The following is a 17140-nucleotide window of genomic DNA, read 5'->3' as shown; positions in this document are numbered from 1 at the left end:
TACTCACAATGAACGGCAGGGAGCGGCAAGTCATCCGGATGAACCGCAGCGTTACGTCTCAGTTGGACGTGGCGGTGCGCACTCAGTGCGTTTGGGCCCAAGTCTTGAGCTGCGCGCGAGTTGAAAGGTTCAGGACGGTTTTCACGTTGTGCACGTGGGATTCCACCGTGCGGTGTGAGATGCCGAGCTTGGCCGCGACCTGCGCGTTCGTCATCCCCAGGGCGACGAGCTCGACCACCGTGCGCTGCCGGTCGCTCAGCACCGGGTCCTGCACGATCTCCTTGTCCAGCGCGGTTTCCAGGGCGTGCCGGACGTCCATCGCCTCACCCGAGTTGAACGCTCGTCCAAACGCGGCGAGCGACAGGTTTTCCCGCGCGAGGTCCATCGCGGCGGCCATCTTGCGCCGCCACCACGGTTCCGCCACGACGACCCACGCCGCCCGCATCTGTCGGCAGGCAGCCAGAAGCCGCACGCCGAGCTCGTGCCTGCCGGACGCCATCGCGACCAGGCCGCGCCCCTCGATGGAGTCCAGCAACGCCCTCGGCGAGTCCGCCGTCATGCGCGCACCCTCGGCGAACCGCGCACCCGCCGTGACCAGGTCACCGCGTTCAAGGGCGATCGCACCGGCGGTGTGCACCACCCGTGCCACCACATCGGGCCGCGCATGGGACCTGAGCACCGGCAACGCGCCGTCGACCAGCTCCGCGGCGCCTTCGGCATCGCCCTGGATCAGCAGCTGCCAGGCCAGGTTCTGGCTGGACACGGCGACGCTGACCGTGTTGCCGTTGCGCACGCCGTGCTCGATCGACCGACGCAGCGCGCTCGCGGCGTTCGCCAGGTCCTCGACCCCGTCGTAGGCGTTCGCCAGGGTCCGGTACAGGCGGCACATGATGACGTCCTGCCCGCCGGCCACCGCCGCCGCGACGGCTTGGCGAGCGAGTTCGAGCGCCTCCTCGTGCTGCTCCTCGTACCCGGCGAGCCAGGACGCGTACTCCAGCGCGAGGATCCGGTAGCGCGCGTCGGCGGGCGTGGAGTCCAGCACCTGCCTGAGCACCGCGCCGGCCTGCGCGAAGTAGCCGCGGTCCAGGCAGACCCTGAGCAGCATCGTGGCGAGCATCAGGCGCCGGTCGTCGTCCGGTGCGACCAGATGGGCGAACGCGTACGCCACGTTGTCGTACTCCTGGTGCTGCGCCGTCACCTGCTCCGGCCGCAGGATCGACGACGTGACGCCGGGTTCGCCCTTCTCGCAGAGCCACGCGAGGAGGCGCTCGGCCGTGAGGTGGTGCTCGCCGTGCTCCTTCAGCCGTTCCTCGGCGTAGAGGCGGACGGATTCGAGCATCCGGAACCGGCCGTCCTGCTCGCGGACCACGAGTGACTTCGCCTGCAACGCCGTGAGCAGCCCGATCACCGGGGCGCCGTGCACGATCTGGGCGAGGTCCAGCCCGAACCCGCCGGGGAGCAGCGCGAGTCTTCGGAACAGCTCCTGCTCGCCCGTGGTCAGCAGGTCGTGGCTCCAGGCGATGGCGGCGCGCAGGCTCCGGTGCCGCCGGGTGGTGTCCGCGTCGCTGAGCAGGTCGAGGCGCTGGTCGAGGCGGTCCGCGAGCTCGTGCAGCGGCACCTCACGGGACAGGCGCGCGGCCAGTTCGACGGCCAGCGGCACGCCGTCGAGCCGTGCGCAGACGGCCGCGACCGCCTCTTCGTCCCCTTGCCGCCCGGCGCGTTCGACGAACAACGCCGTCGCGTCCGCGGCCATGCCGGGCAGCGGGTAGACGACCTCGCCGACGGCACGGAGCGCCTCCCTGCTGGTCGCGAGGACCTGCACGCCGGCGCACCGGGCGAGGACCTCGTCCACGACCTCGCAGCACGCCTCGACGAGGTGCTCGCAGTTGTCGACCAGCAACAGGATCCGCCGGTGCGCCAGCTCCTGGAACAACGTCGTGCTCAGGGAGACACCCGCGTGCTGGTACGCCCCAACGGCTTCCGCGAAGGCCTGCAGCACCTGCTCCGGCCTGCTCAACCGCCCCAGCTCGACCGTGCGCACCTCGGCCCGCCGGGCCCGCCGCGCGAGCTCGGCCGCGAGCCGCGTCTTGCCCACCCCTGCCGAGCCGACGAGCGTGAGCAGCCTGTGCTTGCGCAGCAACGAAAGCAGCTCGCCCAGCTCGCGTTCCCTGCCGACGAACGCGTCCTCGTACGACGGCAGCTCGGCGACCACAGTGGACGTACCGGCCGAACGCTGACGGTAAGCGCGCTGACGGCAGGCGTTCGAGCAGTAACGGGCGCGCGACGGCAGCGGCGCGAAACCCGTGCCGCAGCTCGCGCAAATGCCCATCGGTGAAGCCTACGGCCGTTCCGGCGTCTTAATTGGAAAGTGTGTGGAGATCAACCTCGAGCGTGGTGCCCGACTGCAGCTCCGCCAGTTCGATCCGCTCCTTCTTCCTGGCGAGCCAGCCGCTGCTGATCTGCTGCACCACCTGGGTTTTCGTGACGTCCGCCTGATCCGCTTTGATCACGATGTCCTTGCCGTTCTCCAGGTGGACCACGGCTTTCGTGAACCGCGGCGCGTGCGGCACGAACTCACCGGTGCCGGGCACCGCCGGATACATGCCGAGCGCGCTGAACACGTACCAGGCCGACATGGTGCCGAGGTCGTCGTTGCCCGTGACGCCCGCGGGGCCGTTGACGAACAACGTCTGCGCCGCCCGGACCACCACCGAGGTCTTCTCCGGTTTGCCGATGAGCGCGTATATCCACGGCGCGTGCAAATCCGGTTCGTTGTTCGGGTTGTATCGGAACTGGTTGTAGTAGTCGTACGGCCCGACGACCCACTTTTCCCTGACCGTGCGCTTGGGATCGACCAGCAGATCCTGGTAGGCGAAGAAATCGTCCAGCCGCGCCTCCGCCTGGGCCTTGCCACCCACGGCGGTGATGAGGCCTTCGACGTCGTGCTGGCACAGCCACTGGTACTGCCAGGCCGTGCCCTCGTGGAAGCCTTCCGGGCCCTGCGGGGTGAACGGCGTGAGCCAGGAGCCGTTCGGCAGCTTGGGCCGGGGGAAGCCGGTGAAGCCCCGGTCCGTGACGCTGTTGTCCCACAGCGCGCGGTGGTTCAGCCCTCGCTTCTGGAACCGTGCCGCGTCCTCGGTGTGGCCCAGCGCCGCGGCCATGATGGCCAGCGTGGCGTCGGCCAGCGCGTACTCCAGCGTCGCCGACGCGCCGTGGTGCGGGTCGGTGTCCTGCCCCTTCTTGGGGAAGCGCTTGTCGTACTGGACGAAGCCCCTGCTCAGGTACGTCGGGTTGCCGGACCGGCCCTGGAACCTGCTCGCCTCCGGCGGGACGCCGTCCGCGTTCTGCTTGAGCGCCTGGTACGCCTGCTCCTCGTAGCCCTTGAGGTGCCCGAACCGCCAGAGGTCGACCAGGAAGGGCGTGACCGGGTCGCCGGTCATGCAGTTGGTCTCCTGGTTGGTGTAGGCCCAGCGCGGCAGCCACCCGCCCTGCTCGTGGATCGCGAGGACGCTGCGTGCGATGTCCTTGCTGCGCTGCGTGCGGAGGAGCGCCAGGAGCTGGTTGTGCGCGCGATACGTGTCCCACAGCGAGTAGTACTCGTAGTAGGTCCAGCCGTCGGCCTGGTGGATCTGGTCGTCGAACCCCCGGTACCGGCCGTCGACGTCACTGCCCGTGAGCGGCTGGAGCAGCACGTGGTAGAGCGCGGTGTAGAAGACAGCGCGCTCGTCCCAGTCGTCCGTCTCGATCTCGACGCAGCGCAGCTCCTCGCGCCAGATGTCCTGGGCCTCGTTGCGGAGGTCGTCGAAGGTCTTGTTCTTCGTCTCCTGGTCGAGGTTGTTCAGCGCGCCCTGTTCGTCCACTTGGGAGAGTGCGGTGGTCGCGGTGACCTGGCCCAGGTCGAACGTCACCCAGGCCCCGCGGAGGCCGGCGCCGCCCTGGGACTCCCGCTGCCCCGGCTTCGGTCCCGTCGGACCCCAGGTGCCGAACTGGGTGAAGGGACGGTCGAACCTCGTCGCGAAGTAGGTGACGTAGGGGCGACCGCCGCAGAAGGCCTGTGTCTCCACGGTTCCCGTGATGGTGCGGTCGTCCAGGATCCTGATCGAGCTCGCTGACACCGGCTCCTTGTCGTTGGCCTGGCCCACGTTGACGAGCAGGATCGGCTTCACGGTGCCGGGGAACGTGTAGCGCTCCACCCCCGTCCGGGTGGTGGCGGTGCACTCGACGGTGATGTCGCGGTCCAGCTTCACCTTGTAGTAGCCGGGTTTGCCGACCTCGCCGTCGTGCGTGTACGTGGTGGCGTACCGCTTGTGGTCGAAGGACTGCGGGAGGGCCGTGACCGGGAGGACGGAGACGAGGCCGCCCTGTTCCCAGCAGCCCGCGCCGGACAGGAAGAAGTGCCCGAAGCCGCGGATCTGCTGGTCGTCGTAGCGGTAACCGGCGTAGTGGGAGCCGATCGGGCTGCTGTGGGCCTTGCCGAAGGGCAGGGACGCGCCGGGGAACGTGTTGCCCTCGTCCTTCGTGCCGATGAAGGTGTTGACCGACTCGATGGGATCCAGTGCGTCCACGCGGTTCACCCTAGTTGCGACGGGCGGGGCGAGGGGTGATCCGGTCGGGTGGTTGCGGATCATCGCCACCGCTCGAGATGCCCTCGGCCGGGGAAGGGACCGGGCCGGGGTGCAACCGCCGCCGCATGCGCACCCCGGCCCGGGGGCCTTCGTACCGGGCAGCGGTTCCGACAACGCTGTCCGTCACCGAAAGACTGCGGAGCGCACACGGTCAAGGTCAAGACCGGCGGGAGCTCTTGTCCAGTTCTGGACATAGCGCAACGGAATGGCGGGGCTCTTTACCGATGGGGAACTGTTGACAAGGGCGTAAAGCCGGGGTGAGATACGGCCACTATGACAACGTTGTCCCCCAGCGGGCCCGTGGCCGGTCAGCGCAAGGTGCGTCGCGCGACGATGAACGACGTCGCGCGGCTCGCGGGCGTGAGCATCAAGACCGTCTCACGCGTGGTCAACGACGAGCCGGGTGTGCACCCGTCCACCGCCGAGCGCGTGCTCGCGGCCATCGACCAGCTCGGGTTCCGGCGGAACCTGAGCGCCCGCAACCTGCGCCGGGGATCGTCCACCGGCACGATCGGGCTGGTGCTGGAGGACGTCGGCAACCCGTTCTACTCCGGTGTGACGCGTGCTGTCGAGGAAATCGCCCGGTTGAGGGGCAGACAGGTGATCTCCGGGTCGTCCGACGAGGATCCGGGCAGGGAGCGGGAGCTCGCGCTGGAGTTCTGCAGCAGGCGCGTGGACGGGTTGCTGATCGTGCCCGCCGGCCTGCAGCACAGCTACCTGGTGCCCGAGATGCGGGCCGGGACGCCGGTGGTGTTCCTGGACCGGCCCGCCGGTGACGTCGTCGCGGACACGGTGCTGGTGGACAACATCGGCGGGACGGTCGAGGCGGTCACGCACCTGGCGGCGCACGGGCATCGACGTATCGCGTTCCTCGGTGACGCGCCGGACATCTTCACCGCGAACGAGCGGCTGCGCGGGTATCGCGAGGGATGTGTGCGGGCCGGGATCGGGTACCACGAGGAGCTCGTGGCGATGGGTCCGCACGACGAGAGCAGCGTCGCGACCACGCTGCAACGACTGCAGAGCATGCGTGAGCCCGCCACGGCGATCGTGGCCGGCAACAACCGCATCACCGTGCACATCCTGCGGACGCTCGCGGGCGTCGCGGAACGGCCCGCGCTGGTGGGCTTCGACGACTTCGAGCTCGCCGACCTGCTGTCGCCGCCGGTGACCGTGATCGCGCACGACGCGAGCGCGCTCGGCAAGGCGGCCACCGATTTGTTGTTCGCCCGACTGGACGGCGACAACTCACCACCGCGCCGCGTCGTGCTGCCGGTGCGCTTGGTGCCACGAGGATCCGGGGAGGTCCACGCGTGAGTTCTGGTGTTCTCCACCAGCCTGTCAGCTTGCCCGCCAACCAGCCGAAGCAGTTCTACCGCGGCGGCGAGGCGATCGCCGCGCTGCGCGGCGGGACGAGCGGCGACTTCGGGCCCGAGGACTGGGTGGCGTCGACGACCACGCTCTACGGGCGCAGCGATGCCGGGCTGACAACGTTGCCAAACGGCATGCTCCTGCGGGACGCGGTCAAGGCCGACCCGACCGGCTGGCTCGGCGCGGAGCACGCGGCCAAGTTCGGCGGCGACACGGCGTTGCTCGTGAAGCTGCTCGACGCCGGCCAGCGCCTGCCGGTGCACTGCCACCCGTCGAACGCCTTCGCGGCGTCGCACCTGAACTGCCGCCACGGCAAGACGGAGGCGTGGATCGTCGTCGGCACGACGGGGCCGGACCCGACCGTCTACATCGGATTCCGCGACGACGTGCCCGCGGCCACGGTGGCCGAGTGGGTCGCGGAGCAGGACACGAAGGCGATGCTCGACGCGCTGAACCCGGTGTGCGTCCGGCCCGGCGACACGGTGTTCGTGCCCGCCGGCGTGCCCCACGCGATCGGCGAGGGCGTGTTCATCGTCGAGCTCCAGCAGCCCACCGACTTCTCGGTGACGCTGGAGTGGGACGGCTTCCTCGCCAACGCCGACATCGGTCACCTCGGTCTCGGCTACGACGTCGCGCTGGACTGCGTGGACCGGCAGGGCTGGAGCGGCAAGCTCGACGAGCTGGTGCGCCAGACGTCCGAGAAGTGGGCGCCGTCGGTCGACCTGCTCGGCTCCGACGCCGACCCGTTCTTCCAGGCCGACCGGCTGCACGTCGAGGGCTCCTTCGCGTTGGAGCCGTCGTTCGCCGTGCTGGTCGTGCTGGAGGGCGCGGGCAAGCTCGGCGAGCTGGAGGTGCACAAGGGCAGCACGGTCGTCGTGCCGCACGCGGCGGGCGAGCTGGGACTGTCCGGTGACCTGGTGGCGATCCGCTGCCGACCGCCTGTTCTGTCCGAAGTGGAGGATGTGACGCCGTGAGCCAGCCGCTGCTGGAGGCTCGTGATCTCACGAAGAACTACGGCACCGTGGAGGCTCTCCGCGGTGCCTCGTTCACCGCCTACCCCGGCGAGGTCGTGTCGCTGATCGGCGACAACGGCGCGGGCAAGTCCACCCTGGTGAAGTGCCTGTCCGGGGTGGAGCGGCCGACCAGCGGCACGCTGACGTTCGACGGGAAACCGCTGGTCCTGAACTCCCCGAACGACGCCCGCGACCTGGGCATCGAGACGGTGTTCCAGGACCTCGCGGTCGCGCCGGACCTCGACCCGGCCGCGAACATGTTCCTGGGCAGGGAGATCCTGAAGCCCGGGGTGCTGGGCTTCTTCGGGGTGCTCGACAAGAAGGCCATGCGCAGGCAGGCCACCGAGCACTTCACCCGGTTCGGCGCGACGCTGCAGAGCATCGACGTGCCGATCGCGGCGCTGTCCGGTGGTCAGCGCCAGTCCGTCGCGGTCGCCCGGTCGGTGGCGTGGGCGTCGAAGCTCGTGTTCATGGACGAGCCGACGGCAGCTCTCGGTGTGGTGCAGCGGGAACGCGTGCTGGACGTGATCAAGCGCGTCCGCGACGAGGGCATCGCCGTCGTGCTGATCTCGCACAACATGCCCGAGGTGCTGTCGGTCTCCGACCGCGTCGAGGTGCTGCGCCTCGGCCGCCGGGTGGCCCGCTTCAAGGCGTCCGACACCAGCGTCGAGGAACTCGTCGGCGCGATGACCGGCGCGCTGACCCAGGAGGACGCGGCGTAATGACGACCGACGAGAAAAAGGACGACAACGTTGTCACTGTGCCTGATTCTCTAAAAGCCGATGAGCGAGGCCCGTCTGTCCTTCGGCGGCTGGCCGGCGCGAACACGCTCTGGATCGGCCTGGTGCTGCTGGTGCTGGTCGCCACGTTCGGCGCGATCCGCCCGGACGCGATCTTCCAGGTGACGACGCTGCAGTTCCTGCTGGCGGAGACCGCGGTGCTGCTGGTGCTGTCGGTCGGCATGACGTTCGTGATCATCACGTCCGGCATCGACCTGTCCGTCGGCTCGGTGCTGGTGTTCGCGTCGGTGTCGTCGGCGCTGGCGATGAACGCGGTGTCCGGCGGTGACGCGACGAACGCGGGCTGGGGCGTGATCGGGTTCGGTCTCGTCGTCGCGGTCGTCAGCGGCGCCGTCTGGGGCCTGCTGAACGGCCTGCTGATCTCGCGGGCCAAGATCCCGCCGCTGATCGTCACGCTCGGGTCGTTCGGCGCGGCGCAGGGCGCGGCCCTGTTGCTGAACAACGGCTCCAACGTGTCGGGCATCCCGGACAAGCTGAACCGCACGTTCGGCTCCGGCACGTACCTCGGCATCCCGAACATCGTGATCGTGGCCGCGGTCGTCACCGCGCTCGGCGCGTTGTTGTTGTCCACCACGCGGTTCGGCCGCTACACGTACGCGGTCGGGTCGAACGAGGAGGCGGCGCGCCGCGTCGGCATCTCCGTGCGCGGTCACCTGACGAAGGTGTACCTGCTCGCAGGCACCCTCGCGGGCCTCGCGGGCTTCATGGGCAACGCGTTCTTCCGCGTCGCGGTCGTCACCGGCCACGAGACGGACAACCTGAACGCGATCGCCGCCGTCGTGCTGGGCGGTACCAGCATCTTCGGCGGCATGGGTTCGGTGCTGGGCACGGTCTTCGGCGTGTTCATCCCGGCGGTGTTGGAGAAGGGCCTCGTGATCATCGGGGTCAGGGAGTTCTGGCAGCCGATCGCCGTGGCGATCGTGCTGGTGGCCGCCGTGTGGCTGGACCAGACACGGCGGCGGGCGCGCAACCAACGTTAGGAAGGTGCTGGACCAATGAAGATCCGCTCCGCAGTCGCCGTCTCCGCCGCTCTCCTGCTCGCTGCCTGTGGCGGGGGTGGGCAGATCGGCGACTCGAACTCGGGCAGCTCCGCCGCGAACAAGAAGATGGTGCTGATCCCCGGCATCACCGCGGAACCGTTCTACATCTCCATGCAGTGCGGTTTCGAGGAGGCGGCGAAGGCCGCGGGCTACGAGTTCGACACGCAGGCCCCCGCGAAGTTCGACGCGGCCCAGCAGACCCCGATCGTCACGGGCATCCTCGCGTCCAAGCCGGCGGCGGTGCTGATCGCGCCGACCGACGACAAGGCGATGGCCGGCCCGATGAAGTCGCTCAAGGACGCGGGCATCAAGGTCGTCGAGGTCGACACCAAGCTCCAGGACACCTCGATCGGCGTCTCGTCCATCTCCTCGAACAACGAGCAGGGCGGCAAGCTCGCCGCCGAGACGCTGAACAAGCTCGCGGCCGGCAAGTCCGGTTCGGTGCTGGTGCTCAACACCAAGGCGGGCACGTCCACCACCGACGCGCGCGCCAAGGGCTTCGAGGACGCGATCAAGGCGTTCCCGAACCTCAAGTACATCGGCCAGCAGTACACCGACAACGAGCCCGCCACCGCGGCCTCGAAGGTGACCGCGACCCTGGCCGCGAACCCCGACCTGATCGGCGTGTTCGCGACCAACCTCAACACCGGTGAGGGCGCGGCGACCGGTCTGCGCAACGCCGGCAAGACCGGCACGGTGAACCTGGTCGGCTTCGACGCCTCGCCGAAGCAGGTCGAGGACCTGAAGGCGGGCACCGTGCAGGCACTGATCGCGCAGGACCCGGCCACGATCGGCAAGCAGGGCGTCGAGCAGGCCGTGGCGGCGATCGACGGCAAGGAGAACAAGCGCAACATCGAGACCGACCTCGTCGCCATCACGAAGGACGACGCCGAGGCCAACTCGAAGTACTTCTACAAGCAGTCCTGCTGATCTTCGGCTGACTGGACAGGGGCCGTTCCCGGTGCGGGGACGGTCCCTTTCGCGATCAGGCGTGCCTTCAGCGCCGGGTGCGCGTCGAGGAACGCGGCCCGCTGCGCCTCCAGGGTCACGACCGTCGCCCCGTCGGAGAACGAGGCCAGCATTCCCGACGCCCACACGTCCGGCCGCGCGCCCATGCAGCACAACAGGATTCCGCGCTCCTCCAGCGCGAGTTCCAGGCGCTCCTCCCCCGCTACCCCGACGACGTTGACCACGTCCGACTTCCCCATGACCCCGATGATGCCAGTGGGTCTCACCTACGGGACCGTTACGCATGTCATGGCCGTTTGGCCGGGTTGGGCTAAGACCCAAGTTGTACGAGTCCGTCATCCTTCAGCCGATGTTCAGGTTCCCCGAAACCGATGAGCTAGAGGCACATTGGAGGGGGCTCGAATGCGACGAAGGACGATCGCGGCGGCACTCGCCGTCGCGACAGCGGCATCTCTGCTCATCGCACCACAGGCATCAGCGGCACCGGCGCAGAAGATCCAGTGGCAGCAGTGCTTCGCACCGGGGACACCAGACCTGCCGCCGGGAGGCGAACGGCTGGAGTGCGGCAGCTTCACCGCGCCGATGGACTGGAACAACCCGCGCAACGGCAAGACGATCACCATCGCGGTCAGCCGGCTGCAACCGAAGAGCGGCACCGCGAAGCAGACCATCTTCACCAACCCCGGCGGGCCGGGCGCGCCCGGCGTCACGTTACCGCTGGTCTACCTCGACCGGCCGAAGCTGAGCGACAACGCCGAGATCATCGGCATCGACATCCGCGGCACGGGGGCCAGCAGCAACGTCACCTGCGACGGCTTCGACGCGGAGGGCGTGACCGATCCGCGCGACCGCGGCCGCGCCAACCTCGACCTGCTGTACGGCAGCATGAAGAAGCAGGCCGAGCTGTGCCAGGCCCGCTCCGGCGAGCTCGGCAGGTACGTCACAACCGACCAGACCGTGAAGGACCTCGACCTGCTGCGCCAGCTGCTGGGAAAGCGGAAGGTCAGCTGGCTCGGGTACTCCGGCGGCACCTGGGTGGGCGCCTACTACGCCACCTACTTCCCGAAGTCGCTGGACAGGATCGTGCTCGACTCCAACGTCGAGTTCACCGCGCCGTGGCAGGACTCGTTCGACGACTGGGGCATGGGCTTCGAACGCCGCTTCCGCACGGACTTCCTGCCGTGGGTGGCGAAGTACGACAGCACCTACCACCTGGGCAAGACCGCCGAGGAGGTGCGCCAGTCGTACGAACGCGCCCGCGTGAAGCTCAACAAGGAGCCCGTGACGCGGCCTGAGAACGTCTACAACGGCGTGCAGCTCGACCTGCTGCTGCGCGCGGTCATGTACCGGTCGAAGGACTTCCCGCTCGGCGCGCAGATCTTCGCCGAGCTCGCCGGCACGGCTCCGGCGACGCTGAAGGCGCAGGCGAGCTACCCGGACGCGGCCAACGCCACGGCGTACTCGCTGTTCTGCAACGACACGAAGTTCCGCGGTGACCGCAGGTTCCTCGAACGCGAGTCGGCCACCAACGGCGCGAAGTGGCCGCTCGTCGGCTACTACCAGGTCATGGGGCCATGCGCGTTCTGGGACCGCCCGGACGTGCACCTCAAGCACCCCAACGGGATCGGCGCGCCGAAGACGTTGATGGTGCAGTCCGTGCGCGACCCGGCGACGCCGCTGGAAGGCGCGCGGCGAGCGCACAAGGGCTTCACCAACTCGGTGCTGCTCACCGTTGAGAACGAGGGGGATCACGGCATCTACGGCGTCGGCACCAACAGCTGCGTCAACGACGTCGTCGAGAGCTACTTCATCGACGGCGTGACGCCCGCGAAGGACCTGACGTGCCAGGGAGTTCCGCTCCCCGCGCCCGATGAGGCCGCGCCGAGCCCGCTGGAGAACGCGCGCCAGCTCGCCACGCACATCCGTCGCTAGAGGGAGGAACGCATGCACCGCAAGAAGATCGCGGCGGCACTCGCCGTCGTGACCGCGACATCGCTCCTGATCGCGCCACAGGCCCAGGCTGCGAGTGGCCTGGCACAGCAGGAGATCAAGTGGCAGCAGTGCTTCAACCCCGTTCCACCCGGCCTGCCGCCGGGCGCGGAACGGCTGGAGTGCGGCAGCTTCACCGCGCCGATGGACTGGAACAACCCGCGCAACGGCAAGACCATCACGATCGCGGTCAGCCGGACCAGACCGGTCGGCGGCACCGCGAAGACCGCCGTCTTCACCAACCCCGGCGGCCCCGGCGGCGAGGGGCGCACGTTGCCGCTGGTCTACCTGAGCCGTCCGAAGCTCAGCGAGAACGCCGAGATCTACGGCATCGACGTGCGCGGCACAGGCGCCAGCAGCAACGTCACCTGCGGCGGCTACGACACGCTCGGCTCGACCGACCCGCGTGACCGCAGCAAGGCCAACCTCGACCTGCTGTACCAGGGCATGGAGCTGCAGGCGAAGTTCTGCCAGGCCAAGGCCGGTGAGTTCGGGAAGTACGTCACGACCGAGCAGACCGTGCGCGACCTCGACCTGCTGCGCCAGGTCATCGGCCGCAAGAAGGTCGACTGGGTCGGCTACTCCGGTGGCAGCTGGATGGGCGCCTACTACGCGACCTACTTCCCCAAGACGCTCGACAAGATCGTGCTCGACTCCAACACCGAGTTCACCGCGCCGTGGCAGACGGTGTTCGGCGACTTCGGCATGGGCTTCGAGCGCCGGTTTCGCGTCGACTTCGCACCGTGGGTCGCCCAGCACGACGACGTCTACCACCTCGGCAAGACCGGCGAAGAGGTGCGGCAGGCCTACGAACGGACACGCGCGAAGCTCGCGGAACAGCCCGTCGCACTGCCCGACGGCACGTACTACCCGGTCACGCTGGACCTGGTGCTCGTCCAGGCCCAGTACAGCAAGTACGCGTTCGACGGCGCCGCACGCAAGCTCGCCGAACTGGCCGGCACGCTGCCGTCGCCGTTGACCGCGCAGGCGAGCTTCCCCGACGCGCAGGTCGCCACGCGGAACACCATCGTCTGCAACGACACGAAGTTCCGCGGTGACCGCAAGTTCCTGGAGCGGGACGCGGTCGCGGACGGCGCCAAGTGGCCGTTGCTCGGCTACTACCAGGTCATGGGCCACTGCGCGTTCTGGGACCGCCCGAACGTGAACCTCAAGCACCCCAACGGAATCGGCGTGGCGCCGACGCTGATGGTGCAGTCGGAGCGCGACCCGGCGACGCCGATCGAGGGCGCCCGCAAGGCGCACGCCGGGTTCGCCGGGTCGCGGCTGCTGACCGTGCGGGACGAGGGCGACCACGGCGTCTACGGCTTCGACAACTCCTGCGTCAACGACGTCGTCGAGCGCTACCTCGTCGATCGCGTGACGCCGTCCGCCGACCTGTCCTGCCCCGGTGTCCCGTTGCCCGAACCGGGCCGGCAGGCCGCCGGTCCGCTGGAGCAGGCCCGCTCCCTCGCGACTCAGTTGGGTTGGTGAAAGCACTGTGAGGAAACAACTCGCGGCCATCGCGGCCGTCACCGCGGCCACGTCGCTGATCGTGGTCCCGCAGGCGTCGGCGAGCACGCCGTTCGCCCAGCAGGAGATCAAGTGGCAGCAGTGCACCGACGAACCGGGCTTCGAACGACTCCAGTGCGGCAGCTTCACCGCGCCGATGGACTGGCGGAACCCGCGCAACGGCAAGACCATCACGATCGCGGTCAGCCGCACGGTTCCGTTGTCCGGCAAGGCGAAGAGCGCCGTCTTCACCAACCCCGGCGGACCGGGCGGCGAGGGCCGCACGATGCCGATGGTGTTCCTGGACCGGCCGAAGCTCAGCGAGAACGCCGAGGTCTACGGCATCGACGTGCGCGGCACGGGGGCGAGCGACAACGTCACGTGCGGCAACTACCAGCACCGCCTGGCCGCGGACTGGCGTGACCGCAGCAAGGCGAACCTCGACCTGATCTACGGCGGGATGGAGCTGCAGGCGAAGTTCTGCCAGACCAAGTCCGGCGAGCTCGGCCGGTACATCACGACCGAGCAGACCGTCCGCGACCTGGACCTGCTGCGCCAGGTCATCGGCCGCAAGAAGGTCAGCTGGGTCGGCTACTCCGGCGGCAGCTGGATGGGCGCCTACTACGCCACGTACTTCCCGAAGACCCTCGACAAGGTCGTGCTCGACTCCAACACCGAGTTCACCGAGTCGTGGCAGAAGGTCTTCGACAACCTCCCGCCCGGCGCCGAGCTCCGGTTCCGCGCGGACTTCCTGCCGTGGGTGGCGAAGTACGACGACGTGTTCCACCTGGGCAAGACGGCGGAGGAGGTGCGCCAGACCTACGAGTCGACGCGCGCCAGGCTCGCCGAGCAGCCGTACACGCTCCCCGACGGCACCGTCGTCACGTCCGTGGTCCTGGACGCCCTGATCTTCACGGGCCTCTACAGCAAGGACTCGTTCTCGCCGACCGCCCAGCTGTTCGCGATGATCGCGAACCCCGGTATCGCGACGCTGGCCGCGCCTCGGCAGTACCCGGACCGCGTGATGGGCACGCAGATGTCGATCATCTGCAACGACACCCCGTACCGCGGCGACCGGAAGTCGTTGGAGCGTGAGGGGAACGCCAGCGTCAAGAAGAACACGCTCGTCGGCGGCTACCAGATCACCGGGCCGTGCGCGTGGTGGGACCGGCCGGACGTGAACCTCAAGCGCCCCAACGGGAACGGTGTCGAGTCGGCGTTGATGGTGCAGTCGGTGCGCGACCCCGCTACGCCGCTGGCCGGCGCGCAACGGGCGCACGCCCGGTTCGCCGGGTCGCGGCTGCTGACCGTGCGGGACGAGGGTGACCACGGGATCTACGGGTTCGGCAACGCCTGCGTCAACGACGTGGTCGAGCGGTACCTCGTCGACGGTGTGGTGCCGGGCAAGGACCTGAGCTGTCCTGGCGTGCCGTTGCCGGCGCCTGGGCAGATCGCGGGCAACCCGCTGGACAAGGCGCACGAGCTGGCGGTTCGGCTCGGCTGGTGACGTCTCTGCCTGTGGAACCGGCTGCGCGTGCCGGTTCCGCAGGCACGTCACTCGCCTAGAAGGTGCCGGGGTGGGTGCGTCTGCGCCGCGCCGCGTACACGCCTGCCTCGGTCCGGCGGTCGAAGCCCAGCTTGTGCAGCAGCGACGAGACGTAGTTCTTCACGGTCTTCTCGGCCAGGAACAGGCGGTTCGCGATCTGCCGGTTGGTCATGCCTTCGGCGATGAGGTCGAGGATCCTGCGTTCCTGCGGGCTCAGGGCCGCGTAGCGCGGGTCCTCCTCGGGGCCGCCGCGCAGGCGTTGCAGGACGGTCGCGGTCACGCCGGCGTGCAGGAGTGAGCCGCCTGAGGCGAGGGTTCTGACCGCGGCCGTCAGGTCGTTGCCGGACACCTCTTTCAGCATGTAGCCGGCGGCGCCCGCCATGATCGCGCCGAAGAGGGCCTCGTCGTCCGAGTACGAGGTGAGCATCAGGCAGGCCGGTGGGGGTTGGACCAGGCTGCGGATCTCCCGGCAGACCGTGACGCCGTCGCCGTCCGGGAGGCGGACGTCGATGATGGCCACGTCGGGTTTCAGGCGTGTGGCCTGGGCTACCGCTGCCGCCGCGCTGTCCGCCTGGCCCACCACTTCCACGTCTTCGGCCTGGGCCAGCAGCTGGACGAGGCCTCGCCGCACGATTTCGTGGTCGTCCACCAAGAGCACCGCTATCGCCATCTCGCCTCCTGCAGCACCAGTGGGACGAACCAGGTGACGCTCACCCCCGTGCCGGGGATCGAGTCGACCGCGCAGTCGCCGTGGTGGCGCCGCGCCCGAGCCGCCATGTTGGCCAGTCCGCCCGCGTGGTGGGGCAGGCCGCCGGAATCGTCAGCCAACGGCAAGCCTCTGCCGTCGTCCTTGACCAACAGCTCGAGACTCGACACGGTGCGGTCGACGGTTACGGCGACGGCCACGTGCTTCGCTCGTGCGTGTCGTACGACGTTCGTCAGCGCCTCGCGCAGGGTCGCGAGCAGGTCTGGTCTGACCTGGTCGGGCACCACCGTGTCCAGTGGGCCTTCCAGGGAGACGTCTGGTTCGAAGCCCAGCAGCCGGGCTGAGTCGTGCACGGCGTTGAGCAGCTGGCCGCGCAGGCTCGTGCTGCCGGACGGTGGTTCCTGCAGGGAGAAGATGGTGCGGCGGATCTCGCGGATCGTGTGGTCGACCTCCTCCACGAAGCCGCTGATCCGTTCGACGACCTGGGGTCTGCCGATCATGCCGGTCAGGCCCTGGAGCCCCAGGCCCAGGCCGAAGAGTCGTTGGATGACGAGGTCGTGCAGGTCGCGGGCGATGCGGTCGCGGTCTTCGAGGACGGCGAGTCGTTCGGTGTCACCTCTCGCCCTGGTGAACTCCAGTGCCAGGGAGGCCTGGGCGGCGAACGTCTCGATCAGGTCCGGGTCGTCGAAGCTCGGCTCGTCCGCCAGCCGCGTCACGAGGAGCACGCCGATCGTGCGGTCGCCCACCTTCATCGGCACCACCGCGCACGGGCCCGGCACCTCGGGCAGCGTGCCCTCGTCGTGGCACTCCCCCATGCCCGACTCGTAGACGCGGTACGTCGAGGTGCCCTCCTTCGGCACGCGCATGCCCTCGGCGTCGTACGTGCCGCCGACGGTCACCTCGATGACAAGGTCGCCGTTGTGGTCGGGCAGCACCAACGCCGCGAAGTCCGCATTGGCCGTACGACGTGCTGCGCGCGCGACGCGGTAGAGAGCGTCACGGCCGTTCGTGCCTAACAGCAGGTCAGTGGTGACTTCTGCTGCGGCGCGCAGCCAGACCTCACGCTTGCGGGTCTGCTCATAGCGGTCGAGGTGCCCCACGGCGCTGCCCGCCGCGGTGGCGAGCGCGTGCAGGACGTCGCGGTCCTGGCCGGTGAACTCGGCCTTCCCGCTCAGGAAGAGGTTGCCGAACGTCTCGTCGTGGACCTTGATCGGCGCGCCCAGGAAGTCGGCGGCGTTGATCGAACGCGGGTCGCCCGAGGTGATCTGGACCTGGCCGTCGTGGCGGGCGGTGAACTCGGTGAGCTCGCGGTGGCCGTCGATCACCGCTAACGCGCCGTAGGGAGCGCCGGTCAGGTCGCAGGCGGACTCGACGACGTGGCGGAGGAGCTCGGGAAGCGTGTCGTCTTCGGCGAAGGACAGCACGACGTCCAGAACCCGCTGTTCTGTGCTCACGTTGCCGCCCACGGCTTCACCCCTTGGGGGGATAGAAGTGACACCGCACGAACGACTGAGGGTAACTCCCCTGAGTAGTCAAGGGGGAGACCATCACTGCAAACAGTGAACTTTGGGA

The 17140-nt window shown here is 68.9% G+C and carries 13 protein-coding genes; 8 read left to right on the top strand and 5 right to left on the bottom strand.

Annotated features, from left to right (window positions below):
- Nucleotides 1-82: 82 nt before the first annotated feature.
- Nucleotides 83-2329, bottom strand: coding sequence for a LuxR C-terminal-related transcriptional regulator (locus ACQEU1_RS33305; protein ID WP_433210247.1), 2247 nt, complete (start codon nucleotides 2327-2329; stop codon nucleotides 83-85).
- A gap of 28 nt (nucleotides 2330-2357) precedes the next feature.
- A complete protein-coding gene (locus ACQEU1_RS33300) occupies nucleotides 2358-4628 on the bottom strand; it encodes a GH92 family glycosyl hydrolase (RefSeq protein WP_433210245.1) in 2271 nt (756 codons plus the stop codon).
- Nucleotides 4629-4958: 330 nt separating this feature from the next.
- Between ACQEU1_RS33300 and ACQEU1_RS33295 the strand changes: the two genes are divergently transcribed.
- Genes ACQEU1_RS33295 through ACQEU1_RS33275 form a run of 5 tightly spaced genes read left to right on the top strand, consistent with a single transcriptional unit; the run spans nucleotide 4959 to nucleotide 9779 of the window.
- Nucleotides 4959-5942, top strand: a complete 984-nt coding sequence (locus tag ACQEU1_RS33295) for a LacI family DNA-binding transcriptional regulator (protein WP_433211933.1) — start codon at nucleotides 4959-4961, stop codon at nucleotides 5940-5942.
- A 29-nt stretch (nucleotides 5943-5971) separates the two neighbouring features.
- Complete coding sequence (locus tag ACQEU1_RS33290) at nucleotides 5972-6970, top strand: class I mannose-6-phosphate isomerase (protein WP_433210243.1); 999 nt, start codon at nucleotides 5972-5974, stop codon at nucleotides 6968-6970.
- Entirely contained in the window at nucleotides 6967-7731 is a 765-nt protein-coding gene (locus ACQEU1_RS33285) for an ATP-binding cassette domain-containing protein (protein WP_433210241.1), read from the top strand. The genes ACQEU1_RS33290 and ACQEU1_RS33285 overlap by 4 nt, the downstream gene beginning before the upstream one ends.
- Complete coding sequence (locus tag ACQEU1_RS33280) at nucleotides 7731-8789, top strand: ABC transporter permease (protein ID WP_433210239.1); 1059 nt, start codon at nucleotides 7731-7733, stop codon at nucleotides 8787-8789. Before ACQEU1_RS33285 ends, ACQEU1_RS33280 begins: the two co-directional genes overlap by 1 nt.
- A 15-nt stretch (nucleotides 8790-8804) precedes the next feature.
- The gene (locus ACQEU1_RS33275; RefSeq protein WP_433210237.1) at nucleotides 8805-9779 is read left to right on the top strand and encodes an ABC transporter substrate-binding protein; all 975 of its coding nucleotides are present in this window, start codon (nucleotides 8805-8807) and stop codon (nucleotides 9777-9779) included.
- Here the strand turns inward: ACQEU1_RS33275 and ACQEU1_RS33270 are convergent.
- Nucleotides 9761-10057, bottom strand: coding sequence for a hypothetical protein (locus tag ACQEU1_RS33270; RefSeq protein ID WP_433210235.1), 297 nt, complete (start codon nucleotides 10055-10057; stop codon nucleotides 9761-9763). The two genes, ACQEU1_RS33275 and ACQEU1_RS33270, sit on opposite strands and share 19 nt — an antisense overlap.
- Nucleotides 10058-10220: 163 nt before the next feature.
- Here ACQEU1_RS33270 and ACQEU1_RS33265 point away from each other — a divergent pair, with 163 nt between their 5' ends.
- The 3 genes from ACQEU1_RS33265 to ACQEU1_RS33255 are packed head-to-tail and all read left to right on the top strand — an operon-like array spanning nucleotide 10221 to nucleotide 14823.
- The gene (locus ACQEU1_RS33265) at nucleotides 10221-11750 is read left to right on the top strand and encodes an alpha/beta hydrolase (protein ID WP_433210232.1); all 1530 of its coding nucleotides are present in this window, start codon (nucleotides 10221-10223) and stop codon (nucleotides 11748-11750) included.
- Between the two features lie 12 nt (nucleotides 11751-11762).
- Nucleotides 11763-13298 carry an alpha/beta hydrolase gene (locus ACQEU1_RS33260; protein WP_433210230.1) on the top strand — a complete coding sequence of 512 codons (1536 nt, stop codon included), beginning with the start codon at nucleotides 11763-11765 and terminating at the stop codon, nucleotides 13296-13298.
- Between the two features lie 7 nt (nucleotides 13299-13305).
- Nucleotides 13306-14823, top strand: coding sequence for an alpha/beta hydrolase (locus ACQEU1_RS33255; protein WP_433210228.1), 1518 nt, complete (start codon nucleotides 13306-13308; stop codon nucleotides 14821-14823).
- Between the two features lie 55 nt (nucleotides 14824-14878).
- Here ACQEU1_RS33255 and ACQEU1_RS33250 read toward each other — a convergent pair whose 3' ends face one another.
- Together ACQEU1_RS33250 and ACQEU1_RS33245 are read right to left on the bottom strand one after the other, a co-directional pair.
- On the bottom strand, nucleotides 14879-15532 hold the full coding sequence (locus ACQEU1_RS33250; RefSeq protein ID WP_433210226.1) for a response regulator: 654 nt from the start codon (nucleotides 15530-15532) through the stop codon (nucleotides 14879-14881).
- Nucleotides 15523-17034 (bottom strand): sensor histidine kinase, encoded by a 1512-nt coding sequence (locus ACQEU1_RS33245; RefSeq protein ID WP_433210224.1) that lies wholly within the window; start codon nucleotides 17032-17034, stop codon nucleotides 15523-15525. Before ACQEU1_RS33245 ends, ACQEU1_RS33250 begins: the two co-directional genes overlap by 10 nt.
- Nucleotides 17035-17140 lie beyond the last annotated feature (106 nt).

This window comes from Lentzea sp. CA-135723, from assembly GCF_050936595.1.
In the GTDB taxonomy this organism is placed as follows: domain Bacteria; phylum Actinomycetota; class Actinomycetes; order Mycobacteriales; family Pseudonocardiaceae; genus Lentzea.
This window is presented reverse-complemented; position numbering and strand designations above follow the sequence as displayed.

What these genes read in the sequence shown, in the direction of transcription:
- ACQEU1_RS33305 (WP_433210247.1), bottom strand. Translation starts at nt 2,329, where the DNA reads ATGGGCATTTGCGCGAGCTGCGGCACGGGTTTCGCGCCGCTGCCGTCG.
- ACQEU1_RS33300 (WP_433210245.1), bottom strand. Translation starts at nt 4,628, where the DNA reads ATGATCCGCAACCACCCGACCGGATCACCCCTCGCCCCGCCCGTCGCA.
- ACQEU1_RS33295 (WP_433211933.1), top strand. Translation starts at nt 4,959, where the DNA reads ATGAACGACGTCGCGCGGCTCGCGGGCGTGAGCATCAAGACCGTCTCA.
- ACQEU1_RS33280 (WP_433210239.1), top strand. Translation starts at nt 7,731, where the DNA reads ATGACGACCGACGAGAAAAAGGACGACAACGTTGTCACTGTGCCTGAT.
- ACQEU1_RS33275 (WP_433210237.1), top strand. Translation starts at nt 8,805, where the DNA reads ATGAAGATCCGCTCCGCAGTCGCCGTCTCCGCCGCTCTCCTGCTCGCT.
- ACQEU1_RS33270 (WP_433210235.1), bottom strand. Translation starts at nt 10,057, where the DNA reads ATGGGGAAGTCGGACGTGGTCAACGTCGTCGGGGTAGCGGGGGAGGAG.
- ACQEU1_RS33265 (WP_433210232.1), top strand. Translation starts at nt 10,221, where the DNA reads ATGCGACGAAGGACGATCGCGGCGGCACTCGCCGTCGCGACAGCGGCA.
- ACQEU1_RS33260 (WP_433210230.1), top strand. Translation starts at nt 11,763, where the DNA reads ATGCACCGCAAGAAGATCGCGGCGGCACTCGCCGTCGTGACCGCGACA.
- ACQEU1_RS33250 (WP_433210226.1), bottom strand. Translation starts at nt 15,532, where the DNA reads ATGGCGATAGCGGTGCTCTTGGTGGACGACCACGAAATCGTGCGGCGA.